The sequence below is a fragment of the Arthrobacter sp. P4_F11 genome (genome assembly GCF_056401395.1).
Map to the genome: position 1 here is coordinate 43,558 of NZ_JBFUJK010000005.1, position 17,581 is coordinate 61,138.

Below are 17,581 nucleotides of genomic sequence, written 5' to 3' on the forward strand. Positions count from 1 at the left end.
ATACCGAGACACTTGGAATGCGCCGGGTCCGTTGCCTGGGGCGTGGAAAGTGGGAGGCGGTTAGTGGGCGTCGTTGGGGTAGCTCACGCCGAGCTGCGCGCGTACGCCGTCGAAAAGCCGCATGGTGTTCAAGGAGTCCTCCAGCGGCATGACCGGGCTCTCGGTGAGGCCCTGCTGGATGCACCGCGTGACCTCCCGGAGTTCGTAAGTGTAGCCACGTCCCACCACCGTGAACCGCTCCGTCCGTGGCCCCTCGAAGCCGATCCGGACCAGCAGTTCCTTCGGGTTGTTGATGGAGCCCGGGCTCTGGAGGTAGCCCTTGGTGCCGGCGACGGTGGCCGTGCGGGGGCCAAAGGCCATCAATGACGAGGTCAGTTGGGCCTGGGCGCCGTGGTGGTAACCGAGCGTCAACGCATTCTGGGCATCGACGCCGTCGTCGTTCAGCCAGCCGGTGGCGCTGACCGTTTGCGGGAACCCCAGGGTGCCGAGCGCCCAAAGCAGGGGATAGACCGTCATGTCAAGCAGGGCGCCGCCACCGTCCTTGGGTGCCCAAAGCCGGGAACCGGGCGAGTACGGTGCCGGAAAGCCGAGGTCGGCGCCGACCCATTTCACCTCGCCGATCTCGCCCGAGGCAGCGATCTCGAACGCCCGCTGCATGCTGGGCAGGAACCGGCTCCACACCGCCTCCATCAGGAAGACTCCGTTGGTCCGGGCCGCCGCGATCAACTCGGCTGCTTCCCGGGCATTGATCGTGAGGGCCTTCTCGCACAGCACGTGCTTGCCGGCGTTGAGGGCGGCGAGGGCTATCTTGTGATGGTGGGCGTGCGGGGTGGCAACGTAGACGACGTCGACGGCGTCATTGGCGAGCAAGCGGGCGTAGCCACTGGCGCCGTCCTGGTCACCGTAGGCGTGGACAAAGCCGTAGTCGGCCGCGAACGCGTCCGCGGCCGCCTGTGTGCGGGAGCTGACGGCGTACAGTTCCGCATCCGCCAGCAGCCCAAGGTCGCGTGTGACCGAAGCGGCGATCCCGCCGGTGGCGATGACGCCCCAGCGCAGCCTGGCACCGGTGGCTGTGCGGGGATCCTGGTCCGGCTGGCTGAAGAGCCACGGCTTTGCGATGAGGGCAGACATGGTGCCATCTTCTCACCCAGGGGCGGGCGGGCCGCAGTGTTGACGGCCCTGGCATGGCGGAGTTTCGACGCGGAGATCCAGTCTCACGAAGTTCAGCCCCGGCGGCTCGACGCCGGAGCCGCGGGCGAGCCCCCAAGGCCTGCCCGCAGCTCCCACGCCGAATCCCCCGCAGCTCCGCCGCCGGAGTCCCGCAGCCGCGCGGACCTCAGGGGGTCGGCCGCGGCTGGAGTTCAGCAGCCGGCCGGTCCTCAGCCGGGCAGGGCCGCCGTCGCACGGGTCCGGGCCGTTTCCTCCGTGAGCCGGCCCTGCTGGAGCCGGAAGCGCCGGTCCGTCTTGTTGGCCAGGGCACGGTCGTGGGTGACCACCAGGATGGTGGTGTTGTGGTCCCGGCTGAGCGTGCTGAGCAGCTCGATGATGTGCTCGCCGGTCTGCTCGTCCAGGTTGCCGGTGGGTTCATCGGCCAGGATCAGTTTGGGTTCGTTCGCCAGCGCCCGGGCGATCGCCACCCGCTGCTGCTCGCCGCCGGAGAGCCGGTTGATGCGCCGCCCGTGCTTGTCCGGATCGAGCTGGACCTGTTCGAGCAGCTGCCGGGCCCGCTCGGCGCGCGCCGCCTTGCGCACGCCGGCGAATTCCATCGGCAGCATCACGTTGTCCACGGCCGAGAGGTTCGGGATCAGGTTGAACTGCTGGAACACGAAGCCGATGTCCCGGCGCCTGTAGTTGGTCAGTTTCCCGTCGGGCATGCTGGCCAGGCTCACGCCGTTGACCACCACGTCGCCGCTGGTGGGCTTGTCCAGCGCCCCGAGCAAGGAGAGCAGGGTGCTCTTGCCGCTGCCGCTCTTGCCCACGATCGAGGCCAGCGTGCCCTGCTCGAGCTCGAAGCTGACATCGTTGACCGGCTTGATGGTCCGGTCGCCGGACTTGAACGTGCGGACCAGGTTCTTGACTTCGATCATGGCTATTCTCCTCGGAGGACTTCGATGGGACGGATGCGGGCGGTGAGCAGGGCCGGGACGAGCGCGCCGATGATGGCGACGCCGAAAACTGCGGCGATGCCCGCGGCGATCACGCCGGGGGAGGCGCTCGCCGTCACGGAGGTCAGCAGCTGGCTTGCCCCGCCCAGCGGTCCGCCCGCCCCGCCCGGGAACCCGCCTCCGGGAAAGCCGCCAGCGCCGCCGCGCTGGCCGGTGGCCGCCGCGCTCGTGCTGCTGCTTGAACTGATGAGGGCGCTGGCGATGCCGCCGCTGGCGAAGGAGGCGACGGCGGCGCCCACCACGCTGCCCATGGCCACCAGCACGAGTGCCTCCAGCACAAACTGCAGGCCGATGGTGCGGTTCGGAGCGCCGATGGCCTTCAGGACACCGATCTCGCGGCGTCGTTCGCGGACCAGCATGACCATGATCAGGAGGATGATCAGGCCGGCGGTGCCAAGGGCCGCGACGAAGGCGATGAAGGAAATGTTCTTGACGCTGTCCAGCGAGCTGACGGCGGTCTCAAGGTTCCGCTGGCCCTGGGTGACGTCGGCCTTGTCGGAGCCCAGGGCCGCCTGCAGGGCGGTCTTGGCGGCGTCGACGTTTTCCATGCTGTTGACCGTGACGATCATGGTGGAGAGTTCGTCCGGCAGCCCGGCGAGGGTCTGGGCGGTCGGCAGCGTCACGTAGAGCGCATTGTTGCCGAACGCGGTCCCGGCGTCGAACAGCCCCTGGACGGTGAAGGTTTTATCACCGATGGTGAACGTCGAGCCCACGCTGAGGCTGTTCTTGGTGGCCAGGGTGGTGCCCAGCAGGGCGCCGGTGGACGCGGCGGTGTAGTTGCCCAGGCCGGTGCCCTGCGTCAGCTGCAGTGCCTTGCCGGTGGAGTCCACCTCGGCGCCGATGCCGGTTGCCGTGATGGGCAGCGAGAACGCCGGCGCCGCCTGCGCGGTGCTGCCGGTACTGCCCGAGGTGGTGCTTCCGGAGGCGCCGGTACTGGCTTGGTTACGGTTGCCGAGGGTGCCGGCGTCGACGGCGGCCGTGAGGCTCGTGGTGACGGAGGTGGCCGACTGGCCGCCGGGGCCGCCTTGGCCTGTCCGTCCTGACGCGGCCTCGGCGGCAATGTCAGCGGCGTTGCGCAGGCGCAGCGCCTTGGTGCCGACCACGCTGCTGACGTTGGGGACGGCCGCCGCCGTGGCTGCCTGGGCGGATGTCAGCGGCTCGCCGCCGCCCTCGAACCCCTGGCCGCCGGCCGGGTTCACGGTCAGGACCGTGCCCACCGAGGCGTTCAGCTCGGCAACCTTGCCGGTGACGGCCTGGTTGGCCACGAGCATGGCCAGGGCAAGTCCAATGGCTACGGCCAGGACCGCCACCACGGCGGCCGTCCTGACCTTGTTTCGAAAGGCGTTGCCTACACTCCGGGCAAGAACGCTCACGGTGCTCCTAGTTTTTCTTGAGTGACTTTGGGGGGGTATCTCCTGCCGGGCCCGATGCCCGGCGCTGGTCCCACAGTGGTACGGGCCGCTGTGCGAACCTCCCCCGGGAGCTATGGATCTGCTGTGAAGCCGGTTGCTGCAGGCAAGGTCACCGCCAAGGTCACCGCCAAAGTCACCGCCAAGATCACTGCCAAGGTCACCGCCGGCGCACCACGGCCAACGCACCACTGCCAACGCAAGAGCCCCGGCCCTCCCTTGCGGGAGAGCCGGGGCTCTGTACTCTGGCGCGGCCGGTGAAGCGGTCGCCCAGATAGGGAACTACTGCTTGGTGATCGGGCCGAGGACCGGATCGTTCTCGTACGCCGTGTGGACGTTGTCCTTGGTGACGATGACCGGCTTCAGCAAGTACGCGGGAACAACCTTGTTTCCGTTGTTGTAGGACTTGTCGTCGTTAATCTCCGGCGTCTTGCCTGCCTGGACGTCGTTGACCATGGTGATCGAGTGGTCAACGAGCGCATTGGTGTCCTTGTTGATGGTGGAGTACTGCTCGCCCGCCATGATGGACTTGACCGACTCAACCTCGGAGTCCTGACCCGTGACAACCGGGATCGGCTTGCCGGCGGCCTTGACAGAGGTGATGATCGCGCGGGCCAGGGTGTCGTTCGGGGACAGCACGCCGTCAAGCGGGGCGCTGCCGTACGTTCCGGCGAGCAGGGTGTCCATGCGCTTCTGGGCGTTCTCTGCCTTCCAGCCCTGGGTAACGGCCTGTTCGAAGCTCGTCTGGCCCGAGAGGACCTTGAGGGTGCCGTCGTCGATCTTCGGCTTCAGGACGCTCATGGCGCCGTCGAAGAAGACCTTCGCGTTGGCGTCGTCAGGGGAACCTGCGAAGAGCTCGATGTTGTACGGGCCTGCCGGCTTCTTGCCCTTCATGCCGTCCAGCAGCGCCTGGCCCTGGAGTTCACCGACCTTGAAGTTGTCGTAGGCCACGTAGTAGTCCACGTCCGGGGTGTTCAGGAGCAGACGGTCATACGCGATGATCGTGGCGCCGGCATCCTTGGCCTGCTTGAGCTGGGTGCCCAGCTGCGCACCGTCGATGGCACCGACGATGATGAGCTTGTCGCCCTTGGTGATCATGGCACTAATCTGGTTCTGCTGATCCGAAACGCCGCCATTGGCGAACTGCACATCCGGCTTGTAGCCGGCCTTGGTGAGGCCGTCGTTGAACAGCTGCTCCGCCAGAACCCAGTTTTCCGAGGTCTTCTGGGGCAGCGCGACGCCGATCGACGAGCCCTTCGGGAATGCTTCGCCTCCGGAGCTCGAACCGCCGGTAGTCCCGGTGTCGGAACGGCCGCAGGCCGTCAGCGCCAGTGCCGCAATAGCAGCGATTGCTGCTGCCTTTCCTGCTTTACCAATCATTCGCATTGCTTGGTTCACTTTCTTTTGGTGGTGTGCGGAGAATTGTGGGGTTGGGGAGCCGCTCAGGCTCCCCTGGAGATGACGTCTGTGGTTTGGGTTGTCTCGTCGGCCTTGATCTCGTTACTGCGGCTGAAGTTCTTCATCAGCATCCCGACGACGGACCTCTTGCCCTGGGTCTTGTTGTAGACGTCGAAGGCGACGGCGATCAGGAGCACCAGGCCCTTGATGATCTGGGTGAGGTCGGCGCCGACGCCGAGCAGCTGCAGGCCGTTGTTCAGGACTGCCATGACCAGGCCGCCGATGATCGAGCCGATCACGGTGCCCACGCCACCGGTGACCGCGGCGCCGCCAATGAACACGGCGGCGATGGCGTCCAGTTCCCAGCCGACGCCGTCGAACGGGCCTGAGGCGGTGGAGCGGCCGACGAAAATCATGCCGGCGAGGCCGGCCAGGAAGGACATGTTCATCATGACCAGGAAGTTGACCTTCTTGGACTGGACACCGGAGAGCTCGGCGGCGTGCCGGTTGCCGCCGACGGCGTAGATGTGGCGGCCGATTACGGTCTTGGAGGAGATGAAGCCGTACACGAGGACCAGGACGGCCAGGATCAGGCCCGGCACGGGGAAGGAGGTGCCCGGCCGGCCGGTGGCAAAGAGGTAGGTCGCGTAGAGGATGGCGCCGGAGATCAGCACCAGTTTGAGGACCATGACCCACGCTTCGGGAACCTCGGCACCGAGGGCCTTGGCGTTGCGGCGGGAGCGGATCTCGCTGAAGATCACGAACGCGACGCCGAGCAGGCCAATGAGCATGGTGGGGTTGTTGTAGCCGGTATTCGGTCCAAACTCGGGCAGGTAGCCGGAGCCGATGTACTGGAAATCCGTGGGAACCGGGATGGTGTTCGACTTGCCGACCAACTGGTTGGCGCCGCGGAAGATCAGCATGCCGGACAGCGTCACGATGAACGCGGGGATGCCGACGTAGGCCACCCAGAATCCCTGCCAGGCCCCGATCAGTACGCCGAGCCCGAGCCCCATCAGGACGCCGATGTACCAGGGCAGCCCCCAGTCGCGGATGAAGAGTGACACGCAGACACCCACGAAGGCCGCGACGGAACCGACCGAGAGGTCGATGTGCCCGGCGATGATGACCAGCACCATGCCGATGGCGAGGATCAAGATGTAGGAGTTGCCGTTGAAGAGGTTGATGACGTTGCCCGATGTGAGCGTGCGGCCCTCCGTGAAAATCTCGAAGAACACGATCAGCGCAACCAGGGCGAAGATCATGCCGAATTGGCGGGTGTTGCCGCCAAAGAGCTTCTTGAGCGCGTTCATTGTTTCAGTCCTTGTGTCCGGGGTGTTCGGATTGTTCTGGTTTGTCCCAAAGGGTCAAGCGGTCTTGCGGGCGGACGTCATGAGTTTCATGAGGCTTTCCTGGCTGGCTTCGTCCTTGTTCAGGACGCCGGTGATGGCGCCTTCGAAAATCGTGTAGATCCGGTCCGAGAGGCCCAGCAGCTCGGGCAGCTCCGAGGAAATGACGATCACGGCCTTGCCCTCGTTGGCCAGCTTCTGGATGATGCCGTAGATCTCGTACTTGGCCCCGACATCGATCCCGCGGGTGGGTTCGTCCAGGATCAGCACGTCCGGGTCGGTGAACATCCATTTCGCCAGCACGACCTTCTGCTGGTTGCCGCCGGAGAGCTTCGCGACGCCTTCCTCCACGGAGGGCGTCTTGGTCCGCAGCGACTTCCGGTATTCCTCCGCGACGGCGTATTCCTTGTTGGCGTCCACCACGAAGTTCTTGCTGATCTTGCGCAGGTTTGCCGAGACCGTGGTGGCCTTGATGTCGTCCAGCAGGTTCAGGCCCAGGGACTTGCGGTCCTCGGTGACGTAGCCGAGACCGGCGTCGATCGCCTGGCGGACGCTCTTGAGCTGCAGTTCCTTGCCGTCTTTGTAGACATGGCCCGAGATGAAGCGGCCGTACGAGCGCCCGAACACGGACCGGGCCAGTTCGGTGCGTCCGGCGCCCATCAGGCCCGCGAACCCGACGATCTCGCCGCGGCGGACGAAAAAGCTGGAGTTCTTGCAGACCAGGCGGTCCTGGATCTGCGGGTGCCCGACGTTCCAGTTCTTCACCTCGAAGAGGACATCGCCGATCTTCGGCTCGTGGTCCGGGAACCGGGATTCCAGGGTCCGGCCCACCATGCCCTTGATGATGCGGTCCTCGTCGACGCCGTCGGCCTTGACGTTCAGGGTCTCGATCGACTTGCCGTCGCGGATGATCGTGATTTCATCGGCGATCTGTTCGATCTCGTTGAGCTTGTGCGAAATGATGATCGAGGTGATTCCGCGGCCCTTGAGGCCTAGCATGAGGTCCAGCAGGTGCTGGGAGTCGGACTCGTTCAGCGCCGCCGTGGGCTCGTCCAGGATCAGGAGCTTGACCGACTTGTTCAGGGCTTTGGCGATCTCGACCAGCTGCTGCTTGCCGACGCCGATCTCCTTGATGGGGGTGTCCGGGTCCTCGCGCAGCCCCACCCGGGCCAGCAGTTCGGTGGACCGGGTCCGGGCCTCGGCCCAGTCGATCACGCCGCGCTTGGTGGGCTCGTTGCCGAGGAAGATGTTCTCCATGATCGACAGTTCGGGGATGAGCGCGAGTTCCTGGTGGATGATCACGATGCCGGCGTGCTCGCTGGCCCTGATGTCCTTGAACTCCTGGACTTCGTTCTGGTAAACGATGTCCCCGGTGTACGTGCCGTAGGGGTACACGCCTGAGAGCACCTTCATCAGGGTCGATTTCCCGGCGCCGTTCTCACCGCAGATGGCGTGGATCTCGCCGGCCTTCACCCGCAGGCTCACATCGGCCAAAGCTTTAACGCCGGGGAACTCCTTGGTGATGGATCGCATCTCGAGGATTAGCGGATCACTGTGCGTGTTGAGGGACGTCATCTGCCCTTACGCCTCCAATGCATGACTTCGTTGTCCGCCCCTGCAAACCGCAGGGCCGTCTGATGGAAAAGTAAACTGGATCACAGCCCTTGTCGTCAAGTCTTTAACGCAACAGCCACATAACGAAATGGTTAGTTTCGCCGGATTCCGGCGTGCTGGAAGACCAAAGCCGTGGCCCCGAGGGCCTCGGCCCGGTCGCCCAGGGACGACATCGTGAGGGTGGTTGTCTCGCCTATGACCGGCACCGCGTGGCGGATCAGGCCGCGCCGGATCGGGTCCAGCAGCAGCTGGCCAAGGCCCGCCAGCGGGCCGCCGACGACAATGACCTCGGGGTTGATCAGGTTCGCCACGTTGCCCAGCGCGCGCCCGACGGCGAGCCCGGCGTCGTCCACGACACGGAGCGTGGCGGAGTCCTTCTCCAGGGCCTTGCGAACGATGTCCCCGGGCGAGAGTGGCCGGTCCTCGCCGCGGCTCAGGAGTTCGATCATGGTGGTGGTGGAGGCGATGGTTTCCAGGCAGCCGCGGTTCCCGCAGCGGCAGATCAGCCCGTGCTCGTGGATGGTGGCATGGCCGATTTCGCCGGTGATGCCCACGTTGCCGTAGTACGGGACGCCGTTGAGGATCAGCCCCGCGCCGATGCCCGAACCGATCTTGAGGAACATCAGGTTGCTGATGCCGCTGTGCGGCCCCCAGGTGACCTCGGAGAGGGCGCCCAGGTTGGCGTCGTTGTCCACGAAGACGGGGAGTTCCAGCGCTTCTTCGAGGCGTTTGAGGATGTTGATGCCCACCCATTCGGGCAGGATCGCGCCTTGCGCCACGGTGCCGGTGCGGCGGTCGATCGGGCCGGGAATTCCGACGCCGGCACCCACCAGGGCGCTGCGTTCCACACCACTGTCCGTGAGCAGCCGGTCCAGCACGCCGACGGCGGCCTGGATGCCTTCCTCGGCGTGGTGGCCAAGGGGCAGCAGGACAGACTCTTCGGCGATCACGTGGTAACTCAGCGAGGCCAGCACGACGCGCAGGTGGCGCCGGCCGAAGTCGATTCCGACGGCGACGGCCCCGTTGCTGTTGAGCCGGACGTTCAGGGCGCGCCGCCCGGAACTGGTGATCGGTTCAGTCGAGGCCAGCCCAGCGTCCTGCATGATTTTTACGATGTTCGAGACCGTGGCTGTCGAAAGCCCGGTCTGGCGGGCCAGTTCCGCCTGCGTAGATGGGCCCGCGAGGAGGCATTCGATGATCCGCTGCTGGTTCAAATGCCGGAGGGCGGACTGCGATCCGGGGTTCTTGGTTCGGCTCCTCGTTGAGCGCGTTGGTGAGGGCATGCTATGAAGCGTGACGCATTCGCGCCTTGTAGTCAAGAAGTTAACGCAACGATAACGGCCGCGCCGGTCGAATGCCGGGGAGAGAGCGGTCAGTAGCCGCCGTCTCCGCGGCAAGGACGTTCTGCCCCGCTGGCACGCTGTCCGGGTGGAATTGCACCACACCCCGCGTTCCGGGCCGCGGCTACTCTGGTCGGGAGAGCCCGCCGCGACCAGCGGAGGCGTCCGGAAACGTGAGGTGGTAACGGTGCTGCTGGCCCTGATGCAGGCGAACTCCGCCGTGCTGGACATCGAGGCGAACTGCGCCGCGGTGGAGGTCGCGGCGCGCAATGCGTCCGCCGCGGGTGCGCAGCTGCTGGTGACCCCGGAACTCTTCCCCGTGGGCTACGCGCCGCGCCGGCTGCGGGAGGCGTTCGATCCCGGCAGGTTGCCCGCGCTCCGGGAAGTCCTGGCCGGCATCGCGCGGCGCAACACCATCGCCCTGGTCTACAGCCTGCCCGCGGTGACACCGGCCGGCGGGTGGCATATTTCCGCCACCCTGGTCGACGAGGCGGGCGACGAGCTGCTCAGTTACGACAAGGTGCACCTGTTCGGCCCGGACGAGCGGGCGGCGTTTACGCCCGCCGCGGCTGCCCCCGGCGTCGTGGATTTCCACGGGCACAAAACGGCGCTGGTCATCTGCTACGACATTGAGTTTCCCGAGTCGGCGCGGGCTGCCGCCCTGCGCGGCGCGGACCTGCTGCTGGTGCCGACGGCACTCGCCGGCGGATTCGACGTCGTGCCGCAGGTGCTGATCCGGGCCCGCGCCCTGGAGAACCAGCTGACGGTCGCCTACGCCAATCACACCGGTTCGGAGGATGATTGCGACTTCCGCGGCGGCAGCGTCGTCGCGGGCCCGGACGGCTCGGTCCTGGCCGCGGCCGGAGCGGGGCCGGAACTGTTGTTTGCCGAGCTGGGTGAGCCCGGCCGCGCCGCGGCAGACGGCATCGAGGACGCCGTGGACTACCTGCGCGACCGCCGCCCGGAGATCTACCGCTCCTGGGAAGTCTGACCGGCGGCGGACGCCTGACCTGCGGTGGCCGGTGCGCCGGACGTTGCTGGGGCGGCCGGGGTGGGCGGATCAGGCTCGGCCTGGTACTGCAGGGCGATCCAGAGTTCCGCGCGCGCCTGGGCCTGGTTGAGATCAAGGCCCAGCAGCTCAGCGATGATGCCGATCTGCCGGCGGACGCTGTTTCGATGCAGTCCCGTGGCCTTTGCTGTGGCGTCCCAGCTTCCGTTTTCGCCCAGCCAGGCCCGCAGGATGCCGAGCAGGCTGTCGCGGCGCTCCGGCTCGAGGGCGAGCAGGGGTGCCAGCAGATGGCCCGCCAGCAGGGTGCCGGCAGCCGGTCCCAGCAGGCCGGCCACCGACCACGTCACGTCGTCCGCCCGGACGCTCCGGCGGCTCGTGAGAACGCGGTTGCGCAGTGAAGCGGCGTGCCGGTAGGCCTCCGGCAGGTTCGCGAAATCGGTGCCGCTGCCGATCACAAGGCGCCAGCCGAGCCGCTCGACTTCTGCGAGCAGGGCGTCGTCGACCTTTAACCGGGTGATGGCGGCAAAGCCGTACTCGGTGAGCTCCACCAGTTTGGTGTCGAACAGCCGCCGCCACTCCAGCAGCGCCCGCACCGGAGCCTCGCCCGGTCCGCCCGGGGTCCGGGAGCCGCCCGGGGTCCGGGCGCTGTCCGGGGCGGCGTCAATCCGGAGACCCTGTACGACCCGCAGCTGGCCGGACCGGGTGGAGGAGATGCTTTGGGCCAGCAGGTCCTTGAACCCGTTGACATGCCGTGCGGATCCTGAGGCCACGCTCTCCGGGTGCAGCAGCAGCGCCGTGGCCAGCTGGCTCGGGGCCAGGGAGCCGCTGATGCGCTGGCGGACCAGCAGTTCCAGCAGCCCGACCGCGGTGGAGACAACGCTGTTCTGGGCCGGGGTCAGCGGGGCGTCCGTGCCGAGGATGAGCGCGCCGAGGTTGGCGTCCCGGGTGCTGCGCAGCGGATACCCGAAGACCAGGGACGAGCCCACGGCATCGAACGAATCCATCTCCACCCGCGGACCGCTGCCGGCGAGCAGCCTGGCCAGCAGCGGCTGCAGGTCGGCGGAGTCAACGCCCGGCACGGTGCCGGCAGCGGCGCCGGCGGCCTGCGGGCCGGGGGAGGGGCCCGAACCGCGGGCGCGCACCCGCCCGTCGGCGCCGACCAGCACGGCCCAAACCGGGACGCGCTGGACCAGGGCCGCGAGGAGTTCGTGCTCGGGGCGCGCGGACAAGACCGCGCGCATGAGCTGCCGGCTGGTGTCGGCCAGCTGGCGGAAGGTCTTGGCGTTGTCTGACTCGAGGAGCCGGGAGAATTCCAGTCCCAGCGCGGCGAACGGGAGGCTCTCCGGGATGGCGACCAGGGTCAGGTTGTGCTGCCTGCAGGCCCGCACCACGGGATCGGGCACGGCGTCGAAATACGGCTCCAGCCCAAAGCCCAGGGCGCCCACGCGGGCCTGGACCAGGCGCCGCACGTAAGCGTCCACCGCATCCTCGCTGCCGCCCCCGCCCACGAACGGCAGGCCGGCCGTGAGCAGGAACTCGCCGTCGAGCAGGTAGGGGGTGGGATCTTCCAGTTCGCTGGGCTCCACCCAGCGCAGGCGCTCCTGGCCGTTGCCGCCGTCGTGCACGACGGCCAGTGCGGACAACTGGCCCAGGAACTGCGCCAGCGTGACGAAGCCGAGCCGCTCCGGGTCCTCAGCAGCCACGGCCGCGGCCCCCGTGCCGGCCGCCTGGCCGGCGGGGTCCAAGTGCATTAAGTCTCATGAGTGAAGACTACAGGTCATTTTGCACAACCTTGAGAGGTGGCTCACACGCCTAGGGTTGGTTCGGGAAACCGACCACTACTGAAGATAAGGACGTCAACGATGACTGTGCCAACTCTGATCGGCGAACGCCCGCCGGCGGAAGCCTCCCGTCCCGGGCTCACCGCCCAGCTCCTGCGCCGCAAGCCGATCGGACAGCTGGTCCGCGAGGCCGAGACCGGACACGGCGGCACGCGGCTGGTCCGCAGCTTCGGTGTCCTGCAGCTGACCATGATCAGCGTCGGCGCCACCCTGGGCACCGGAATCCTGGTCATCCTGGGCCAGTCGGTACCGCTCGCCGGCCCGGCCATCTGGATCTCCTTCGCCATCGCCGGCTTCGCCGCCCTGCTCTCCGCCGTGTCCTACGCGGAAATGGCCGGCCTGGTCCCTGCCGCCGGTTCCAGCTACTCCTACACCTATGCCACCATGGGCGAGGGCATGGCCTGGATCTGCGGCTGGTGCCTGGTGCTCGAATACGCCGTCTCCGTGGCCGCCGTCGCGGTCGGTGCGGGCCAGTACGTCAACGAGGCCCTGGCGGTCTTCGGCCTGGAACTCCCGGACGCCATCTCGCAACCGCCGGGAGCCGGCGGCGTGCTGAACGTGCCCGCAATCGTGATTGTCGCCCTGGCCACCGTGCTGTTGGTCCGCGGCGCCAAGGAGAGCGCCTGGATCAACACGGCGATCGTCCTGGTCAAAGTCGGCATCCTGCTGTTCTTCTGCGCCGTGGCCTTCACCGCCTTCAACGGCGGACACTTCGAACCCCTCATGCCGATGGGCGCCGCCGGCGTCTCGGCCGCAGCCTCCCGGGTCTTCTTCTCCTACATCGGCTTCGATGCAGCCTCCACGGCCGGCGAGGAGGCCCGGAATCCCAAGCGCGACCTCCCGCGGGCCATCCTGCTCTCCATGCTGATCGTCACCAGCATCTATGTGCTTGTGGCCGTCGCCGCCATCGGCGCGCGCCCCTGGGGCTGGTTCGACGGTACCGAGGCGGCCCTCGTGAAGATCCTTGAGGAAATCACCGGCCAGCCCTGGGTTGGCGTGGTGTTCGCCGTCGGCGCCGTGCTCGCCATCGCCAGCATCGTGCTGACCGTGCTGTACGGGCAGACCCGGATCCTGCTTTCGATGTCGCGCGACGGCCTGGTGCCCAAGGTCTTCGGCCGGATCTCGGCCCGGACCGGCACGCCGGCTGCCGGAACCCTGATCGTGGGCACCGCCGTCGCACTGACCGCCGGCCTGGTGCCGCTCGGTGCCCTCGCGGACGCGACCAGCATCGGTACCCTGTTCGCCTTCGCCCTGGTCAACGTGGCAGTCATTTACCTGCGGCGGACCCGGCCCGAACTCACGCGCAGCTTCCGCGTCCCGCTCTTTCCGCTGACACCGGTTCTCGGCGCCCTCATGTGCGCCTACCTGATGGCCAACCTCGGCGCCGAGACCTGGGCTGTGTTCGGTGCCTGGATGCTCGTTGGCTGTGCCGCCTACTTCGGCTACGGCCGGAAGAACTCCAGGGTGGCTGCGCTGAGCCACGAGGACTACCTTGACCTATCAAGCCGCCACCCTGACAACACCACCACACACGAGGAACTGAAGGCAGAGATCTCATGACCATCGCCACCGAACTTCCGGCTCCCGAACCCGCTGCTGAGGCGGGCGCGGCGCCCGTCACCATGCTGAATCCGGACTTCCCGTTCAGCTACGACCACTACCTCGCCCACCCGGAGGGCCTGGGATCGGTGCCGCCCGAGCTCTACGGGACCGAGGTCGCCGTCGTCGGTGCCGGACTGTCCGGACTGGTGACCGCGTATGAGCTCATGAAGCTCGGCCTGCGGCCCGTGGTCTACGAGGCCGACAGGATCGGCGGCCGGCTGCGGACCGCCAGTTTCCCGTCCGCGCCGGGCATCGTGGCAGACCTCGGCGGAATGCGTTTCCCCGAATCCGGCAAGGCCTTCTACCACTACGTGGACCTGCTCGGGCTGCAGACCCGGGCCTTCCCCAATCCGCTGGCGCCGGCGACCTCCAGCACGGTGATCGAGCTCGCTGGCCAGAAATACTATGCCGAGACCGCGGCAGACCTGCCGCCGTTCTTCCGTGAGGTGGCAGACGCGTGGAAAGCCGCCGTGAACGACGGCGCCGGGTTCGCCGAGATGCAGGACGCCATCCGCGCCCGGGACACAGCCCGGATCAAGGAACTCTGGAACGCGCTGCTCCCGCAGCTGGACGAGCAGACGTTCTACGGCTTCATCGCCGGCAGCGACTCCTTCAAGGAAGCCGGATTCGCCCACCGCGAGGCCTTCGGGCAGGTGGGATTCGGCACCGGCGGCTGGGACACCGACTTCCCCAACTCGATCCTCGAAATCCTTCGCGTGGTCTACACCGACGCCGATGACCGGCACCGGCTCATCGACGGCGGCGCGCAGCGGCTCCCCGAGGCACTGTGGGAGCACGCGCCTTCGGGTATGGCCCACTGGCCGGACGGCACCTCGCTGGCGTCGCTGCACGCAGGCGCGCCGCGCGGCGCCGTGGACCGCATCGCCCGCGACGGCGGCGGGGACTTCCGGATCCGGGAACGCTGGGGTCGCGAATCCGCCTACCCGGCGGTGGTGACCACCTGCCAGTCATGGCTGCTCTCGACCCGGATCCACACGGACGAGGCCCTGTTCCCCGCCGAACTGTGGACGGCGATCGAACGCTCCCACTACATGCAGTCCTCCAAAACCTTCGTCATGGTGGACCGGCCGTTCTGGAAGGACATCGACCCGGCCACCGGCCGCGAGGTCCTGTCCATGACGCTGACCGACCGGCTGAACCGTGCCACCTACCTGCTGGACAACGGCCCGGACCAGCCGGCCGTGATCCTGCTGTCCTACACCTGGAACGACGACGCGCTGAAGTGGCTCTCGCTCACCGCGGAGGAACGGGCGGAGCTCATGTTGCACTCGCTGGAGCAGATCTACCCCGGGGTGGACATCGCCAGCCACATCGTGGGCCAGCCCATCACCGTCTCGTGGGAGGCCGACCCCAACTTCATGGGCGCCTTCAAGGCCAACCTGCCGGGACACTACCGCTACCAGCAGCGGCTCTTCACGCACTTCAAACAGGACGGGCTGCCGGCCGAACAACGCGGGATCTTCCTCGCCGGCGACGACGTCTCCTTCACCGCCGGCTGGGCCGAGGGAGCCGTCACCACCGGGCTCAACGCCGTCTGGGGCGTAGTCAACCACCTCGGTGGCTCCACCCCCGCCGGGAATCCCGGACCGGGCGAGCTGCTCTCCGAGCTCGGGCCGATCGCCCTGGACTGAACGGCGCCGGCCCCGGCGCTGGTTTCCTCAGGCGTTGTGAAGTTCGCGGTGCGCGCGTGCCAGTTCCTGGTAGTGGGCGGCGTTGTGCTGGACACCGGCGAACTCCTCGTCGCTGAGCTCGCGCCGGACCTTGGCCGGAACGCCGGCCACCAGCGAGCGGGGCGGGATAACGGTGCCCTCCAGCACCACGGCACCGGCGGCGATGAGGGACCCGGCGCCGATCACGGCCCCGTTGAGGATGGTGGCGCTCATGCCGATCAGGCAGTCGTCCTCAACGGTGCAGCCGTGGACCACGGCGCTGTGGCCGACGCTGACCCGCGCACCGACGGTGCAGGGGAAGCCGGGGTCGGCGTGCAGCACCACGTTGTCCTGCAGGTTGCTGCCGGCGCCGACGGTGATGGCGGCGGTATCGGCGCGGACACTGACACCGTAGAAGGCGCTCGAGTTCTCGGCCAGGGTGGCGTTGCCGATCACGGACGCCGTGGGCGCGACGAAGGCGGAGTCATGGACGGCCGGAGTGGTACCGGCGAATGCGTAGAGGGGAGCCATGCCTCCAGCCTAGGACACACCGCCGCCCCCCGTCAGGCGGGGGAGCGGAGCACCGTGAAGCCCTCGCCGCGCGGGTCGCCTGAGGTGCGCGGGTCGCCTGAGCTGCGCGGGTCGGGTGCGGGGAGTACGACGGCGATCGGCGCGCCCGGTCCGGCCACCCGCCCGAGTTCGCGGACGACGTCGTCCCACTGTTCCGGGGGCAGGCCCGCCAGGGCGTCTACCGCCCACACCGAGTCAAACGCGGCATCGGCGAACGGCAGGGAAACCGGTCCCGCCACGGAGGCTTCCAGCCCGTGGGATCGGGCGATGTGGATGTTCTCCTCGGACTGGTCGACACCGGTGAAATGGATGCCGGACTGCACAAAGTGCAGCCCGTCGGCGCCCGGGCCGCAATCCAGGCCCAGCACGCCGTGCCGGCCCTCGTTCTTCAACAGCGCCACAAACGATTCGAGCCGGTCCCTGCGGGAGGATTCCATAGCTCCAGTTAATGACCGCTTCTAGTTAAAGACAACCGTCCGGTTGCCGTCGAGCAGGACGCGGTGCTCGGCATGCCACTGCACGGCCTGGGCGAGGGTCCGGCCCTCCACATCGCGGCCCATCTGGACGAACTGCTCCGCGGTGCGCCGGTGGTCCACCCGGATGACTTCCTGCTCGATGATGGGCCCCTCATCCAGGGCCGCCGTGACGTAGTGCGCCGTGGCGCCGATGAGCTTCACGCCGCGGGCATGCGCCTGGTGGTAGGGCTTGGCACCCTTGAAGGAGGGCAGGAACGAGTGGTGGATGTTGATGGCCTTGCCCGTCAGTTCGGTGCAGAGCTCGTCCGAGATGATCTGCATGTACCGGGCCAGGACGGTGAGCTCGATGTCGTGTTCCTTCATCAGGACCCGGAGGGCGTCCTCCGCCTGGATCTTGGTGTCCGGGGTGACCGGGATGTGGTGGAACGGGATGCCGTAGAACTCCGCCAAACCCTCGAGGTCGCGGTGGTTGGACACGATGGCCGGAATGTCGATCGGCAGGGTTCCGGAGCGCTGCAGGAACAGCAAGTCATTGAGGCAGTGGGCGGACGTGCTGGCCATCAGCAGGGTGCGGACCTTCCGGCCGGCCGGGTTGAGGCTCCACTGCATCCCGAAGGCCTGCGCCACAGGTTCCAGCGCCGCCTGCAGCTCCGCCTGGGCCGCCGCCGTCGTCGCCTCCACCCGCATGAAGAAGGTGCCCGTTCCCTGGCTGCCGTACTGCTGGGAATCTGTAATATTGCAGCCCGCCACCAGGAGGGCCCCGGCGACGGCGTGCACGATGCCAGGCCGGTCAGGGCAGGAAAGAGTCAGGATGTAGGAGGCAGTCAGGTTCTCATCAGTCACGAGGAACAGCCTACCTGCGCTTCAAGGGCAGTTTTGAAAGGGTTTTGGTAGTGTTAACCCGTCGCAACTGGCGTTGGATGGCTAACCATCAGGGAGCGGCACTCACGAAGACCACGGATCGTACGCCTGGGCCGAGGGTCATGTCTTACCGGTCGGCAGCATCACCGCTGCCGCACCGTTGCTGGTGCCCGCACGGGGTGCCGGCCGCCGCTGTCGCGGCCCGCTGTTAAGGGGCCCGTAATCAAGGGGCGGCGCAACGGGCCAGCCGGTAGCCTGACCAATAGCCGTACCCGTT

At 67.5% G+C, this 17,581-nt stretch carries 15 protein-coding genes; 4 read left to right on the forward strand and 11 right to left on the reverse strand.

From position 1 onward, the window contains the following. Nucleotides 1–60: 60 nt before the first annotated feature. From AC1DRO_RS07320 to AC1DRO_RS07330, 3 genes are all read right to left on the reverse strand, one after another. On the reverse strand, nt 61–1,131 hold the full coding sequence (locus AC1DRO_RS07320) for a Gfo/Idh/MocA family protein (protein ID WP_476950358.1): 1,071 nt from the start codon (nt 1,129–1,131) through the stop codon (nt 61–63). Between the two features lie 248 nt (nt 1,132–1,379). Further along, nucleotides 1,380–2,087: an ABC transporter ATP-binding protein gene (locus AC1DRO_RS07325; RefSeq protein WP_476950359.1), complete on the reverse strand. Its 708-nt coding sequence runs from the start codon at nt 2,085–2,087 to the stop codon at nt 1,380–1,382. Nucleotides 2,088–2,089: 2 nt separating this feature from the next. After that, entirely contained in the window at nt 2,090–3,538 is a 1,449-nt protein-coding gene (locus tag AC1DRO_RS07330) for an ABC transporter permease (RefSeq protein WP_476950360.1), read from the reverse strand. A gap of 123 nt (nt 3,539–3,661) precedes the next feature. Between AC1DRO_RS07330 and AC1DRO_RS07335 the strand changes: the two genes are divergently transcribed. After that, nucleotides 3,662–3,835, forward strand: a complete 174-nt coding sequence (locus tag AC1DRO_RS07335; RefSeq protein WP_476950361.1) for a hypothetical protein — start codon at nt 3,662–3,664, stop codon at nt 3,833–3,835. A gap of 21 nt (nt 3,836–3,856) precedes the next feature. Here the strand turns inward: AC1DRO_RS07335 and AC1DRO_RS07340 are convergent, their stop codons facing one another. The 4 genes from AC1DRO_RS07340 to AC1DRO_RS07355 all read right to left on the reverse strand — a co-directional run bounded on the left by AC1DRO_RS07340 (nt 3,857) and on the right by AC1DRO_RS07355 (nt 9,218). Continuing rightward, nucleotides 3,857–4,960 (reverse strand): substrate-binding domain-containing protein, encoded by a 1,104-nt coding sequence (locus AC1DRO_RS07340; RefSeq protein ID WP_476950362.1) that lies wholly within the window; start codon nt 4,958–4,960, stop codon nt 3,857–3,859. Nucleotides 4,961–5,016: 56 nt separating this feature from the next. Next, a complete protein-coding gene (gene mmsB / locus AC1DRO_RS07345) occupies nt 5,017–6,285 on the reverse strand; it encodes a multiple monosaccharide ABC transporter permease (RefSeq protein ID WP_476950363.1) in 1,269 nt (422 codons plus the stop codon). Between the two features lie 54 nt (nt 6,286–6,339). Further along, nucleotides 6,340–7,896, reverse strand: a complete 1,557-nt coding sequence (gene mmsA / locus AC1DRO_RS07350; protein ID WP_476950364.1) for a multiple monosaccharide ABC transporter ATP-binding protein — start codon at nt 7,894–7,896, stop codon at nt 6,340–6,342. Nucleotides 7,897–8,027: 131 nt separating this feature from the next. After that, a complete protein-coding gene (locus tag AC1DRO_RS07355; RefSeq protein ID WP_028277321.1) occupies nt 8,028–9,218 on the reverse strand; it encodes an ROK family transcriptional regulator in 1,191 nt (396 codons plus the stop codon). A 259-nt stretch (nt 9,219–9,477) separates the two neighbouring features. Here AC1DRO_RS07355 and AC1DRO_RS07360 point away from each other — a divergent pair, with 259 nt between their 5' ends. Continuing rightward, complete coding sequence (locus AC1DRO_RS07360; RefSeq protein ID WP_476950474.1) at nt 9,478–10,266, forward strand: nitrilase-related carbon-nitrogen hydrolase; 789 nt, start codon at nt 9,478–9,480, stop codon at nt 10,264–10,266. Here AC1DRO_RS07360 and AC1DRO_RS07365 read toward each other — a convergent pair. After that, entirely contained in the window at nt 10,245–12,035 is a 1,791-nt protein-coding gene (locus AC1DRO_RS07365; RefSeq protein ID WP_476950365.1) for a PucR family transcriptional regulator, read from the reverse strand. The genes AC1DRO_RS07360 and AC1DRO_RS07365 overlap by 22 nt on opposite strands. A gap of 111 nt (nt 12,036–12,146) precedes the next feature. Between AC1DRO_RS07365 and AC1DRO_RS07370 the strand changes: the two genes are divergently transcribed. Beyond that, the gene (locus tag AC1DRO_RS07370) at nt 12,147–13,685 is read left to right on the forward strand and encodes an amino acid permease (RefSeq protein ID WP_476950366.1); all 1,539 of its coding nucleotides are present in this window, start codon (nt 12,147–12,149) and stop codon (nt 13,683–13,685) included. After that, the gene (locus AC1DRO_RS07375; protein ID WP_476950367.1) at nt 13,682–15,379 is read left to right on the forward strand and encodes a flavin monoamine oxidase family protein; all 1,698 of its coding nucleotides are present in this window, start codon (nt 13,682–13,684) and stop codon (nt 15,377–15,379) included. The genes AC1DRO_RS07370 and AC1DRO_RS07375 overlap by 4 nt, the downstream gene beginning before the upstream one ends. A 27-nt stretch (nt 15,380–15,406) precedes the next feature. Here the strand turns inward: AC1DRO_RS07375 and AC1DRO_RS07380 are convergent, their stop codons facing one another. From AC1DRO_RS07380 to purU, 3 genes are read right to left on the reverse strand one after another with little or no spacing between them, the layout of a single operon-like run. Beyond that, nucleotides 15,407–15,928 (reverse strand): gamma carbonic anhydrase family protein, encoded by a 522-nt coding sequence (locus AC1DRO_RS07380; RefSeq protein WP_028277325.1) that lies wholly within the window; start codon nt 15,926–15,928, stop codon nt 15,407–15,409. Nucleotides 15,929–15,960: 32 nt separating this feature from the next. Continuing rightward, a complete protein-coding gene (locus AC1DRO_RS07385) occupies nt 15,961–16,404 on the reverse strand; it encodes a class I SAM-dependent methyltransferase (RefSeq protein ID WP_476950368.1) in 444 nt (147 codons plus the stop codon). Between the two features lie 21 nt (nt 16,405–16,425). Beyond that, complete coding sequence (purU, locus tag AC1DRO_RS07390; RefSeq protein WP_028277327.1) at nt 16,426–17,286, reverse strand: formyltetrahydrofolate deformylase; 861 nt, start codon at nt 17,284–17,286, stop codon at nt 16,426–16,428. Nucleotides 17,287–17,581 lie beyond the last annotated feature (295 nt).